The 13,853-nt window shown below is 45.3% G+C and carries 12 protein-coding genes; 1 reads left to right on the top strand and 11 read right to left on the bottom strand.

What is annotated here, in order from left to right; genetic code table 11:
- Nucleotides 1-30: 30 nt before the first annotated feature.
- From CRP01_RS08520 to CRP01_RS08470, 11 genes are all read right to left on the bottom strand, one after another.
- Nucleotides 31-525 carry a WapI family immunity protein gene (locus CRP01_RS08520; RefSeq protein WP_222845677.1) on the bottom strand — a complete coding sequence of 165 codons (495 nt, stop codon included), beginning with the start codon at nt 523-525 and terminating at the stop codon, nt 31-33.
- A gap of 20 nt (nt 526-545) precedes the next feature.
- A complete protein-coding gene (locus tag CRP01_RS08515) occupies nt 546-956 on the bottom strand; it encodes a hypothetical protein (RefSeq protein WP_099149607.1) in 411 nt (136 codons plus the stop codon).
- Nucleotides 957-1,079: 123 nt separating this feature from the next.
- Nucleotides 1,080-1,718, bottom strand: coding sequence for a DinB family protein (locus tag CRP01_RS08510; protein WP_222845676.1), 639 nt, complete (start codon nt 1,716-1,718; stop codon nt 1,080-1,082).
- 12 nt (nt 1,719-1,730) lie between these two features.
- Nucleotides 1,731-2,336 carry a hypothetical protein gene (locus CRP01_RS08505; protein WP_099149605.1) on the bottom strand — a complete coding sequence of 202 codons (606 nt, stop codon included), beginning with the start codon at nt 2,334-2,336 and terminating at the stop codon, nt 1,731-1,733.
- A 275-nt stretch (nt 2,337-2,611) separates the two neighbouring features.
- A complete protein-coding gene (locus CRP01_RS08500) occupies nt 2,612-4,123 on the bottom strand; it encodes a serine hydrolase domain-containing protein (protein ID WP_099149604.1) in 1,512 nt (503 codons plus the stop codon).
- Nucleotides 4,124-4,244: 121 nt separating this feature from the next.
- Nucleotides 4,245-4,904: a hypothetical protein gene (locus tag CRP01_RS08495; RefSeq protein WP_099149603.1), complete on the bottom strand. Its 660-nt coding sequence runs from the start codon at nt 4,902-4,904 to the stop codon at nt 4,245-4,247.
- 1 nt (nt 4,905) lies between these two features.
- Nucleotides 4,906-5,391, bottom strand: a complete 486-nt coding sequence (locus tag CRP01_RS08490) for a hypothetical protein (protein WP_099149602.1) — start codon at nt 5,389-5,391, stop codon at nt 4,906-4,908.
- A 357-nt stretch (nt 5,392-5,748) separates the two neighbouring features.
- Nucleotides 5,749-6,153 carry an energy transducer TonB gene (locus CRP01_RS43415; protein ID WP_099149601.1) on the bottom strand — a complete coding sequence of 135 codons (405 nt, stop codon included), beginning with the start codon at nt 6,151-6,153 and terminating at the stop codon, nt 5,749-5,751.
- Between the two features lie 183 nt (nt 6,154-6,336).
- Nucleotides 6,337-7,152, bottom strand: coding sequence for an alpha/beta fold hydrolase (locus CRP01_RS08480; RefSeq protein WP_099149650.1), 816 nt, complete (start codon nt 7,150-7,152; stop codon nt 6,337-6,339).
- Nucleotides 7,153-7,488: 336 nt separating this feature from the next.
- On the bottom strand, nt 7,489-7,884 hold the full coding sequence (locus CRP01_RS08475) for a hypothetical protein (RefSeq protein ID WP_099149600.1): 396 nt from the start codon (nt 7,882-7,884) through the stop codon (nt 7,489-7,491).
- A gap of 147 nt (nt 7,885-8,031) precedes the next feature.
- Entirely contained in the window at nt 8,032-8,682 is a 651-nt protein-coding gene (locus CRP01_RS08470; protein ID WP_143473319.1) for a hypothetical protein, read from the bottom strand.
- 462 nt (nt 8,683-9,144) lie between these two features.
- On the opposite strand from CRP01_RS08470, the gene CRP01_RS08465 reads away from it, so the two are divergent.
- Nucleotides 9,145-13,455, top strand: coding sequence for a PA14 domain-containing protein (locus CRP01_RS08465; protein WP_170110282.1), 4,311 nt, complete (start codon nt 9,145-9,147; stop codon nt 13,453-13,455).
- Nucleotides 13,456-13,853 lie beyond the last annotated feature (398 nt).

The raw sequence follows: 13,853 nt of genomic DNA, 5'->3' as shown, positions 1-13,853 counted from the left end.
AATGCAGAAGCATGAATTTTTGGATCCTGACTACAAAGGTCGTTTCGGGAATCTAGCTAACTCTTTAGTCAACTCTTCCGCTATTTCCTGTAAGTCTGAGTTTGTCAAGTCACAATCAACAAAATATTCTCTGTCATCACTCGCGGATTGGGGTCTTGATTCCAGTTCAAAACGTATTCTTATTATTTTTTTGTTATCAAGTGCGTATAAGTGGTGAAAAGACAAATTGGGCTCCGTAAACTCCATAGGATTCAACTCTGGTTTTTGGTCATCGGCTAAGTCCAGAAACCATTCAATTAATTCCTGCAATTCCCAGGTTGTCAACGATGGATCAATGGTTTGCCAGTTACCAAGTTTGCTTTGCACCTTAAGATAAACTAAAAGCCAATTAGCGTCCCAATGGTTATTAATGTCCGGGAACTCGTAGTTGGTTATGCTCAACTCAACTGTTTGTTGGTCTATTCCTGTAAAAATCATTTTTCCTTTGCTTACCATTAGAATCTGCCTGCGAATAGCAGTATCCACAGTACACGCTTCCTTACAAACTATAGCAGTTTTTCAATCTCACGTTTTTTATTCATACGCACAAAGGACAACGTTTCCGACACAACATCAGCAATGTCCAAGACCTCGATGGCCTTTTTCAAATATAGTTGCCCGGATACTTGCTTTGTCTCATTTTTCAGTTTCCCAACTGCTGCCAGATATTCAGATAACATTTCCAAATGCGGCTCCGCCAATTGGTGGGTACGGAAATATGCCTTTATCTCCGTTCGGTCGAGGGTGATTAATTGTTCAATGTCGATCCCCAACTCATTTTGGAAACGTTCATTGGCGGCTTCTATCCCCGGTGCCGGGTTGCCGGTTGACTTCCATCCCAGAAAGTCCGCCAGGATTTTGGCCAGGACCTTTCCCAACTGCTCAATTTGATCTTTTAGCAAATCTCTCTGTTGCATTTTAGTTGTGTTGTGGTGCAGCGCCCGGCTCTTAATCTGTTCAAAGATAGCCGTAATTTCCTACGAAATTTTCCGGGTAGGAGAATAGCGACAATTAATTATAGCCGTTGTCAGCTGGCTTTTTTATACCTTTTGAATAATGTCACCTGCTCTAAAAGACCATTCCATGTGCTGGTCAAGGTCCTGGCGGATGAACAGGTTTAACTGTGCGGCATGATGTTGGGTATGCCGCAGATTGTACAATAGTATCTCCAAAATCGGATAGTCCATATCATTCGGTCCATTGCCTTCGGTAAATCTTTTATTCATCGTTTTTTCCGTTAAAGCATCGATTAGCTTTTTACATTTTATCCGACTTTTTTTGAGGTAATCCACCAACTCCCGCTTGCTGTAAATCCGGTCGGGAATCAGATCATCAATTGCTTCTGCGGGTCTGTCCTCAGGTACTTTGGAGGTAAAAGCAAGCAAAGGCGAAAAATCTTCCGGCGGTATAGTCAGATAGTAATCCAAAAAGATCGCACTGTGAAAGGCCATGTAGAAAAAGCGTCTATTGGTCAAAAAATAATCGTTGGGGCAGTGAAGGATCACGTTGATGAGCATATCGATGCTGGCTCCAAATTGATTCCATAAAATTTCCTTTATCGAATGATCCATTTCCCAGATTAGTTTATTCGGTAATTTGTCGATACCCGCTACAATTGATGCCCGCGATGGACCAACTAGCTGGGGTAGGTGTTGAACGCCATGCTTTGGTTTAGGCACCACATCTATTTTCTATTTGATTTCAAAGTTGTATTCATCAATAAAATAGGTTTCTTCAAATGCCAGGAGGTAATTAGGATTAGGTTTACCAAATCTCAATTCCCCATGCTCAATTAATTTTTGTAAACTATTTCCTTCCAATGCCATATTTGATAAAATCTCTGTTTTTGTAGTGCTATCAGCACAATACAATACTTTTGTAGCCCCGAACAACCTGGCAATTTCTCTTACTATTTTAATAAATCCTTTCTTAGCATTTTCATTATCTTTAAATGCTTTAAACCTTCTGCAGAAGGGATTTATAACAATAGTTTTTCTGTAAACATGCACCATTCCAAAATAGCAGATAAATCTAATATCATTTTTTGGTTGCAGGATATCTGAATTTCCAGTTTCAAAAAAACTCCAGCAGTTTTCTAGATCATCTTCATCTATCTTGAAATCCCATTTTGCCTCTTTTTGTAAATCTTTATTTTTTAATGGGTTATAAAAGTCCTTTGATTCTTGTTCAATAAAACGCCGTAAATCTTTCCATTTGTTATCAATCAGAAATGGTAATTCGATAATCTTCGATTTGTCAAATTCATTTTCAATTATGCATTCTATTTCGATTGCCATTAATTTTTGCTTTTACTGTGTTTAACGAGCCAGAAGATCGGCGGTAGCCTCCGCACTGAATAGCTAGCGGCATTTTGAGCGTTTGTATTTAGATCTCATCCTGAGAATCTGTTTCCTCCTGATCCCTATTCTCACATTGAAATCATATTCCTTCGCAGTATGCTCCCTACTTGCAATTAGCTATTCACTGAATTCTTCAAAGCTTATTTTTGCCTGACTGGTATTTCTTGTTACGGGCATTTTTTTGAAAATTTCACTGATTTACTGTGGGTTATCTATTGCTGCATATCCGCTGCATTCCCGGTCAACTTAACCGCCGTTTGTCCGTAAAGTCTGAAAGACTCAAACTTATCCTCCGTTAAAAAAGTAAGCTCAACCCCCGTATTCGGATGAATGAAAGCCAGACCATCACCAACGATCGGGGTCATTTTATATTCGTCTCCATTAGGGAAAATTAGGATGATCTGCTGATCGCTTTCCTCGTAGCGGATGGAAAGATCGATTTGACCGTTCCATTTATATTCTCCTGCCAACGGCTTTAAGTCATCGGCATTGACCTGCTTCCGGGTGACCTGGCTTTGCTCAAAGTGTTGCCAGTTGTACACCCGGGACGCGGATAAAAGCAGTTCATTACCCAGTGCTACGCCATTATCCGAATTGATCAGATAAACCAGCCCATTACCGCTGCTTAGGCTAATGGTCATACCGGTACGGTAGCCTTCGTTGCCGCCATAGTGGGTGAGTGCAATATCATCTCCCGAACGGTTGACCAGGAATCCATACACGTGGCCGTCCCGTTCCTGACTCAGGATCGACTGGATATCGGACTGGGAAAATATGGCGCTTTTTCCCTGATAGGCATTATAGATCTCGATTAGAAATTTAGACAGATCAAGGGCGTTGCTCCAAAGCCCGGCCGCAGCCTGTTCCGGATGGTTTCGCCAGCCACCCGCTATTGCTTCTCCCGTTGCGGTATAGGCCCGGGCCACCTGACTTGATCTGGAGGCCGGCAGTGGTTGCGTGAATTCCGAGTATTGCATTCCGGCCGGTTCGAGTATCCATTGCTGCATGATGTTCGAAAACTCCTCCCCGAAGTGGTCCTGCAGGGCCACTTCAGCCAGGGTGTAGCCCCCGCCGGAATACGCCAGGGTTTCATCAGGCACCGTGACGACTTCAATAGCGGGGGAATTGACCCCGGGACGGCCTTCTAAAACAGCCAGATCAGAGGGCATGTCGAGATCCTGAGCGTATCCCTGGTATCCACCGGGAGTGATCCCCGAAGTATGGGAAAAAAGATTCCGCAAGGTGACTGGATGCGTTGCGGTTTGTTTACCCTCGGGTAGTGCAAAATCCTGTAGATACTCCTGGACATCTTTATCCAGATCTATTACTCCGGCGGCCTGCATGCGTAATGCGGCCAGAAAAGTTACGGGCTTGGACAGGGAGGCCGCCTGGAAAATGCTCGTACAATCCAGTTGTTGTACTTCGGGAAAATCCGGATTTGTATAAGTTTCCGCCCAGGCGATCTCGCCCCGATGGATTACGGCAAGGGATAAGGCCGGAATATGGTAGGTGGACATCTTATCGGTGATGGAGCTTAAATTTTCCGATTCTCCCAAAAACTTCACTTGTCCGCGTATTCCTCCCTCCAGTTCAGTCCTCCTTTCCGCCGATCCGGTTTGGGTGATGCAGGTGGTACTATCGAGGCTGGTGCCCGAATCCCCGGACTGGGAGGAGCAGGAACTCAAAATTACCAGCACTATAAATGGAAAGATTAATTTGTTCATTCTTGACTTTAAATATTTTTCCTCGATCATGTTTTTATTAAGGCTATGGTTTCACCACTGAATCGGCCGAAGCTTCATGGGAGACTAAGTGTACTAACTTTGGGCCCATTTCTCCAAATCCCTAATGGCAGTGGATATCAATCAAAAAATAATCATTTTCAGTTTCGACAAAAAAGCAACCTGATTTCTTTGAGTTGTTTTGCAACTCTATCGCTGAGACGAATTCTTTGGTGTTCAAATAAAGGTTTAGGCTACCACAAGAACCGGTAACTAATTTCTCAAGCGTACTTAAGCTTATCGGATTATAGGTGCCTCCGTACAGATCTGCATCAATTTCAAAATTATCTTTGATGATCTTGGTAACACTATTTACCCAAAAGTTGAATGGGGATGTAAATTCAGATTTATTTCCTTTGATCACTCCTCCTCCAAACGGTTCTTTCGTTTGAACTACAAGCTTTGTTAAGTCTATTATTTCCTCTTCTTTATTCCTTAAATCCTGCAGTGTGAATTTCTGATCATCTTTTAACTCAATGTATTCTTTGAAACCAATTTCATTTAAAAGCAAAAAATTCCAATAATTTGTATCTGGGTTATTGAGCCCTAAAGGCTGAACTATTTTTTGATAAACTTTTTGTGCATCTTCATAATTGATAAACTCGATCGCCTTAAGTTTACCTTCATTTATGGATAAATTGGGAGTAATTCCACCTTTTGCTATTACCTCATCCAAGTTTACCGAAGTATTTATTACAACTATATAAAATTTCTCTTTTTTCATATTAGCACATCCAGTATCTCTTATGCTTAAAATCTATGATGGCAGGGCCTCCGGTACAACCGCCGACTTCTTCCATTTCTTTATCCTCCGGACGGGTTCCGATTATCCAATCCCCGGATTTGTGTTTCATGATCAGTCCCTGATCCATCATTGTTCCCTTTTTGGTGTTAGTCAGGCTTCCATCACCTTCGTAAATTACTTTAATCGAGTCTCCGGCAATTGCAACGGTTACGCCTTCTCCCATTGACTTTCCCTGCCATTCAGCAAATGCTATGTCAAATCTATAGGTGCCATCCGGAGGGATTTCATTCCGCTCTGAGCGGAATGTTGCGTACGCTATTATCCGGTCGTTTACACCAATGGTATCCTTGGGTACAATAGCAGCTTCCGGTCTATTCTCTACGACTAAATTTTCTTCCTGCCGATCTTGACTAGAACAGGCAAGGATGAAAAACGCTATTACCAGGTAAAGAATGTTTGGTCTCATATCAATGACGGGCAGTTATTGGCTTGCTACAGGTCCGTAAATCCGGTGGAGTGTAGACTGGTATACCTGACGCGAATGGTTTGGTCCTGAAGAGTTTTGCACCCTTAATTTTCCGAATGCACTCTTCAGAATGCTGTAACCGAAGCTTAATCCGCTTTTTTTAACAGCGTAATTAGTAAAAGTATAATTGCGGTCCAAATTAGCCAACCCCATGGAGACCGGGCCGAAAATTCCGACGAATGTGGCCGGACCATCTAGATATGACAAAGAATGATCGGAGGAATAGATGGAGATTAGTAAGGGAACCGGGAATCGATTGGTATGTTTTTATATTCAGACTTTTAAGTGATTCCCGGATTATTCAAATCCAAACCTTACTGGAAAAATGATGTTAGATCTTATTGTTCTGGCGTCCTGCTTTGCCGGAACCCAATTCGGCATTAAATTCACAATTCTTAGAGCTTCCTTATCACACGACTCATATAATCTGTTTAATAATTTGACATCTGATAATTTTCCAGATCTTTCAACCGTAAAACTAACAAGCACCGTGCCTGCTCCGTAAAAGTCCGGTGATGGCCACTTTGCGTTTTCGGCTAAAAAGACAATTAAACTATCTGTTCCCCCCGGAAAACTCGCTTTAGGTAAAGGGCCACAGATTACCGCTCTTGATTTCAATCCTGGTCCAGTATTCGATTGACTCCTCAGGTTTAAAAAATTGAAAATTGAGAGAAGTATTAAGATTATCACTCTAAATTTCATGTCCCACTCACTATGATCTATCTCGGTATATACGTTTAGTATAGATGCAAATTATCTTCAATTGGTGCACTGCGCAACTCATCAATGGATTTAATCGCAACTATACGGGACATAACCCCACCGGTACTTCCGAAGCGAAAGATTCATTCCCCCCAATTCGTATTGGTTATGGAAACGCATAGCTTATTGTAAAAAGCCGTTTATAAACCCAAAGAGCGTCTGGGTCTGCATCATCAGGCTAACGTGCCCCTGCCCGGGAATAATTGCCAGTTGCGACTCCGGAATGGCGCCCAAATCAACCGTTTTATTACCTTTTAGTAATTGATACGTTTTGACCAACTCTACTTTATCGATCCCGTCATTGTCGCCTGCGATCATTAATACAGGAGCGCTTATCTTGGCAATATTGGCGTCTCCCAGGTCGTAGGGCGTAATCGCGGAGGCGATCATTTGCTCCAGGAATTTCGTCCATTTCGTTTTATCAGGGGCTACCGCATCGTAGGCCGTATGCAGAGGCGAGTTATCAAAAAACTCAGGCTTCATGCCTTTGAATGCTTCATTCACTTCCGGCAGCCAACTGCTGCTTTTGTGCACAGCGGAAATAATTACCAATTTTCTTAGCCGTTTCGGACTTTGAATAGCGAATTGGTAAGCTACCGAGCCACCGAAGCTGTATCCTACGACGTCCGCGCTGTCAATTTTCAGATAATCCATCAGACTTTCCACATCACGGGCTAAAGTAGCGCGGGTCAATTGCCGGTCCGAATACGGGGTATGCCCATGGCCTTGCATTTCAAGGGCAATTACCTTCCTTGTTTTGGACAATTCGGCGATCAGGGAACTCCAGTTCATTTCAATAGTATAATACGCACCGTGCAACAGCACGATGGGCATGCCTTCGCCGTAGATCTCATAGTACATTTCAATGCCGTTGACGGGGGCATAGCCGCTCTCGGTAGGCTTGTTTTGCTGAGCGCTGGATTGATTAGTTGTGGCCATAAGGAATATTACAATTAAGATTATTGATCTAAAAAAATAAGGGGTGCTAACCAAAGCATTCATAGCCGTATTTGATTTAACGCAGTACGTATTTTACCCATTATCGGTGCTCCAAAGATGGGAATTGCACGGGGATCCGGCACGGTGCAAATACGACAATTTCTGGGGTAAAAGCGACAAAAAAACATCTATTGTACGAGTATAGGTTTGTCTTCTTAAACTAACTACCTTTTACAACCGGTCGCGCTATATTCCTTTATTTGAGTCATTGGTTAACTATATGGCATGGTGTGATTGATATTATAAACTTCCTTTCATTTTTAGCTGGGAAATGAATTATCGATTTCCTCCCAAAGGTTCTTTAAAAAATGCGATCTCTTCAAAAATTTGCCTAAGTTTCATGGAACACAAAAAAGTTTGATAGCCCATTACTCCTGACATTTCAAAATATAGGCCCGAATCAATATATTCAAATTCTAGAACGATGTTTTTCTTGTTCTTAATATCCAGTTCATCCGGGCTTAGAATTCCTAGAAAGAGTACCATTTCCCAGTATCTATTGGGATTTTTTCCATGAGCGGCCAATTCGGAGTTCTTCAAATTTGACACAATTGCCTCAATTTGATCAGACACTTTTACAATGATCGGGTCTAGTGTTAAATTAATTGGATAATCGGGTTTTTTGGGCAAAATTCGTATTTCTGTAATGTTGTAAGATTCTAATTCCTTCATTACTTTGGCAACATCTTTCCAGTCATCACTTACTATCCTACCGTAAATAAGTGCCCCCCAATTGTTCCCGCAATTGAAATGAAGGCAATAAGCCAGACTTTTTGGTACTTACTCATCGGATCTTTAGCGATTTTTTAAGCTCACTCCCTACCTTAAGTTTTCCAATTTCCTGATTTCGCTTCTCCTGATTATATAGAGTGCATAATCCTCTTCTTTCGTTCCATATCCCCATTCAAGTATGCCTTCTAATTGAAGCTTGGTTAGGATCAAACGAATACCATCATGTCCTAGAAAATCGTAAGCATAGGGTTTTGAGAAAACGTGCTTAGAATCGATCGGAATGGTATTTAGTTCACTTACCATGGAATTGAATCCGGCCAATATAGCTTCGTTGAATCGAATCGGATAGCTCGTATTCATCGGCAAACCACTATCAGCTTCCTCAATTCTCGTTCCGAACATGGAATACCTACCGGTTCCAAAGAAGAGTTTCTTGGTATTTTCGGATGGTTCTGGTTTCCAAAAAAACTCGTAATTCCCTAAAAATTCAGTTTCTAGGTACATTTTTGCATTGTCGAAGTTTAAGTTCAGCAAAATGTGTTCGAATTTCAGGATCAGCTGCTTCCATTCGTACCCTCCCTCTAAATACTTAAATGTTCTGCCAAAAGTCAGGATCGGATTGTATCTGAAGTGACTGGAATTGAGCAATTCCAGATTGAATGCCTCTTTGGGCAGCAGTGGATGATTCTGGTCCTCGTAATTTTTAAAGAATTCATTTCCACTTTCCTGATCGTTCATGATGATCCGACCGTGTATGATTGATATCTCTCCCAACTGTCTTGATTTTAAAGTTTACATAAGGTTGCGCCGGATGACGGCGGAAGGCCGAAAGGATTCCCGGTGTTTAGGGCTATAAAGTTAATAATTCTCGATCTCCTTGTCTCCCAGTCACCTTGTCACCTTGTCTCCCCATCGCATGGTCTCCCCATCACATGGTCACCTCCTTCGCCAGTTTTGAAAAAATGCTGGTATCATGAGCGCAGATTTGTAAGTATCTGAAGTACAGCGTGTTAGTATTTATTGTTCATCCCAATGAAATATAATTACTGATAATTTCTGCTCCCTGCAATATAATTTCTGCCTTTTGAAAAATAATTGAATGCCCTCGACGGCCGCTCGGGTACATCTTTGCTGTAACAGTAGCGACCCCTAAAAATTCGTACTGGACCTTAATTTCAGATGTACCTAAAACTTTATAAGATGAGACATTCAAATTATCCAAATGGACTAACCTTCACCCTCCTGAATATCCTATTTCTGGTAATGGCTTTTACGGTCCCTACCTTCGGGCAGGGGAGTTGTGCCAGCTGTCTGCAGGTATCCAACTCCGGGAAAACGATCCAGGTAAATTACAGCCCGCAGACTACGGACTACTGTTTTTTACAGGGTTACCGCTCGTATAAAGTATACGTGTACATTGACGGTGCCCTAGTCGGAGAAAAAGGCAACAACCGCTACGATGACTGGAGAGGCATTACCTATGCTTTTGCCAAAGGGATGGGCAATTTCGAGACCGGCAAAAACCATACGATCCAGGTAGATACCTACTCGGTGGATTGTGACGGCAACCGAAGTAATTCCCTGTACCGCCGTACAACCAAAACCTTTTATCTTCCTCTGCAGCAGAATTTCAGTAATGGATTTACCGTGACTTCCGCCGAACTGAAAGCGAACGGCTGCCGGAGCGAGACTTTCCTGTACGAAGGATTGCCCTCCGCCGGACAGGTAAAGACGGACATCATCAACAATACCGGCTCTTATTTTATTCACAAAAAAGACATCGGGAAAAAGATCAACATGAAAGTAAGTATCCCGTGGTCAGCATTTATCAGCAAGGTAACCTACGAAGTAGGTGGTTACGAAAAGCAGGATATCTTCAAGACCCATGATCTGTCCTTCTATGCGGGCAGTCCCGGGATCAAAGACGGTAATGTAAGCTTCCCGTTATACCCCTGGCAATTGTACCTGAATAAGGATAACAACTACTGCCAGCTGGCAACCGTTAAGTTTTATCGCAGTGGTAATCACCAGTACCCCTACCGTACCCTGATCATTCCCCTGCTGGTCACCGGTCAGCAAACGGATATCGTGGGAGAAACGACCGGCCCGATCCTGCCGCAAGCCATCCTGCATAACCCTCCCGGTGACAACAGTTTCACTTATCTCGAAAGAGGTGTCTCCCTGTGTAAGGAGGTGAACATGAGTTATGCGGAAACGAGTGGTGTAAATGCTTCCCTCGGTCTGGAAGTCGGTGCTTCCGCCGAGTTTATCGTGGAGGTGGAATCCAGCGTCAAAGCGACGGTTTCCGCCAGCCAGAGTACGAACAATGCCAAAAGCATATCGACCGAAATTTGCTACGAGACCAGCGCGCGCTACGAGAATTACCACTCGGATGACGGCCTGGACGGTGATCTGATCATCGGGGCGGCCACGACTTACGATTACGGTCCGGCTATTTCGCTGGTATACCAGAATTGCCGGCCTGCGGTTACCCGGAAATCGATCGCAATGGTTCCCAAAACGATCAAACATTTTACCTATACCCAAAAACGGATCAAAGAATCAGAAATTCCCAAACTGGAACAGATCTTAGCCAATACGCCGGCTAATACGAAAGACTATCAGCTCATTCAAGGTCAGATCAACGACTGGAAAAAGATCATAGCCGACAATGAGAGTCAGTTTTCCAAAGCCCCTTACGAAAGCAATAATGCGGTAACCATCGAAGGCGCTAAAAATGCGACCCAAAGCGAAACGCAGGTGAGCCGAACGGGTACCTACGCTACCGCCTCTACTATCTTTTTCGACGCTTCCTTACTGGTAGAAGCCGGGATCAGTGCAGCCGGCTCCTCCGTAGAAGCTAGTATTGGGGTGAATTTCAGCACCGAAGTGAGTAACGGAAGTGCCCAGACGAACGGCAACTCGGTACTGATCGGTTATTCGCTGGCCGATAGCACGCCCGGTGATCTTTTCAACATCCGGACCCGAAGAGATACCCGCTCGGGCTCCCATTATTTTGAATTGCAGAACGGTACGCAAACCAGCTGCCCCTACGAAGGCGGACTGAGACGGGATAAGTTAAACCTGACGATTGGTGAGGAGCAGCAGCCGTCGGCCGTTTTCACCGGTATTCCCGTCGGTGACGGATCCGCTGATAAAGCGACCATTGCGCTCAACGTTTGTAACTACAGTGAAAGCAATGAAGTCAGAACGTATCGACTGCGGGCCTTAGTCACTCAGGATGCCATTGTGAGTTATTCCGGTAAGGCGATCGTCGATGAGGGCGTTCCGGTGCGTGATATTGAACCGGGGACCTGTAAACAAGTGGAGATCACCGTCGATCAGCATACGCCCGGACAACTCGCCTACGAGGGCATTCGCCTGCAACTGACGGATAATTGCTCAACGGTAGCCGGGGAGGAAGATATCTCTTCGGAAGTTGTATTCAGTGTATCCTTCCAGGAAGCCGCCAGTAACACCGTTGACCTCTACCTGAATTTTCAGGTGGATATGCGGAACCAGGAAGTATCACCGGAGGGCGTATTTGTGGCCGGCGACTGGCAGGACGAAGCGGGCTTCGGAGGCGACTGGATCCCCGGCGTGGCCCCATTGACCGATGAGGACGGGGACGGCATTTACCAGGGCCGATTCCTGCTCAGTCAGGTAAGTACGCCGACGCTTTTCCGGTACAAATTCATTAACGGATCCACCTGGGAAACGGTGCCGACGGACTGCGGATTGGAGGAATTCGGGTTTACCAACCGATCCTATGCCATCCCCGAGCTCACCGTTAATGATCTGGAAGGACGGCCCGGTATTGTCTGTTTCAACGAATGCGGCCCGTGTACCATCAGTTGCCCCGACGAAGCGACAGATCTTGAAAACGGGCTGCTGGCCACCTACTATCAGGATAAGGAAATGACCGTCGAAGCCTTCCGCAGAGTGGATCCCGCAGTCAATTTCGACTGGGCCTACGGAGCCCCCGAAGCCTGCATGCCGGAAGATAACTTCGCGGTAGTCTGGGAAGGATACGTGGAAGCTCCTATTACCGAAAACTTCACCTTCTATACCACCACCGACGACGGGGTCCGACTCTGGATAGACGGTCAGCTGATCATTGACCGGTGGATCGATCAGGCCCCGACCGAATATACGGGCAGTGTGGACCTCCAGGCGGGCCATCGGGTACCGATCCGCATGGAATACTACGAAAATGCAGGGACGGCTGTAGCGCAATTGAGCTGGTCGAGCGCCAGTCAGCCCAAAACGATCATCCCAACTGAACAGTTGTTCACCCAGCCGTCAGTGGCCACGTTTATGGCCGTTACCCCGGAAGACCAGACCGTCGGTGCGGATGCCGGAGAACTGGTATTTTCCGTGACCGGCAATATGAACTGGGAAGTAGTGGTACCCGAAGCGGAATGGGCCACCTATGCCCTGGAAAGAACCCTGACCGAGGGGGCTCTGACCCTCTTCTATACGGCCAATGAAACCGAAGCGGAACGCTCGCTGACCATCACGTTTACCGGCGCCGACGGCACCGTAGTGACCAGAACGGTCACCCAGTCGGGCAGTCCGGCCGTCAATACGGCACTGGGTTGCCAGGATCTCGAAGCATTGACCCCCGGCAATTTGAGCGAACAATCCGACCGCTGGAGCAAGTGGTCCGAGGAAGGAGCGGATGCCCAGATCGTTGAGGAGAATGGTAACCAGGCTGTTCATCTGCAATACCGGGAAGACTTCGGTGAACTACAACAGGATATGCTACTCCTGCTGGGAGATCTGAATACCGGCACCTACCAACTGCAATGGGATATGAAAGTGGCCGAAGGGAAAACCGCCTATTTCAATACCCAAAAATTTCAGGACGAACCCGGGGCCGCTTTTGGATTTCAGATCTTCTTTGAACAGGGGACGGCCCGGGTAGAAACGGGAGGTGCCAGCGGTGAATTCAGTTATCCGGTGGGGGAGTGGTTCAACATTTCCTTTACTTTCGATTTCGAACAGGACAAAGTGATCCTGTACCTGAACGGTTCCGGTATCTACCAATGGCAGATCAGTAATACGGTACAGGCTGCTGGCGGCGTGAACCAACTGGGTGCCCTCGATTTTTACGCAATTGCCGATGCCGACTTCTTCCTGGACAATATCTGCCTGGAGGAGATCAGAGCACTTTCCCTGGGGCGTTCTGGCTTCCCAACGCTGCCGACACCCAACCCGGCGGCCAAAGTGAAACCGACCGTTGCTATCGGGCAAGTACATCTTGGGCAAAATTATCCTAATCCGGCCCGGAACCAAACTGCCATCCCGCTGAATATTCCAATGACTATTCAACGGGTCCATTTGGAGATCTCCGATCTGAATGGCCGTTCGATGGGCAGGACCGTGATCGCAGAACGTGGAGAATTCGTACACGAAATGACTTTGGATCTGAACGCCGGCATCTACTTTTATACCCTTTACGCCAACGGGAAACCGGTCAGCACGAAACGAATGGTAGTGGTGCGTTGAGCCCTAGAAGATACCCTAGTATCGTCTAGGATAGAAAAGATCATCTGAAATTTATTTGAAATGTTGCGGGTTTGCCGGTTGCAGGCCCGCAATTTTATTGTACTCGATGTAAAGTGCCCTCTTTTGGCGCATACCGTCTGATCGATCCGCAACTAGCTGAAACATGAGTCATCCTGAATTTTTTTAGGACTCAAAAATAACCTCGTAGAGGTTAAACATTCGTAGAAAAATAGTCGAAATGCTGGTTTCGACCTCAGGGAGGTCGCACAACATGGAGGAATGTGGTAAATGTGCGACCTCCCTGAGGTCGGAAAACGCTTATCCAGGCTAAATTCTACGAATATTTGACCTCTCTGAGGTCATACACCGCCTTTTATAAAATCCGGGGTGATTCATGA

It is taken from the genome of Flavilitoribacter nigricans DSM 23189 = NBRC 102662 (assembly GCF_002646595.1).
Lineage (GTDB): Bacteria > Bacteroidota > Bacteroidia > Chitinophagales > Saprospiraceae > Flavilitoribacter > Flavilitoribacter nigricans.
Note: the sequence above shows the minus strand (reverse complement) of the source record. Positions and strands in the feature narration are given on the sequence as shown.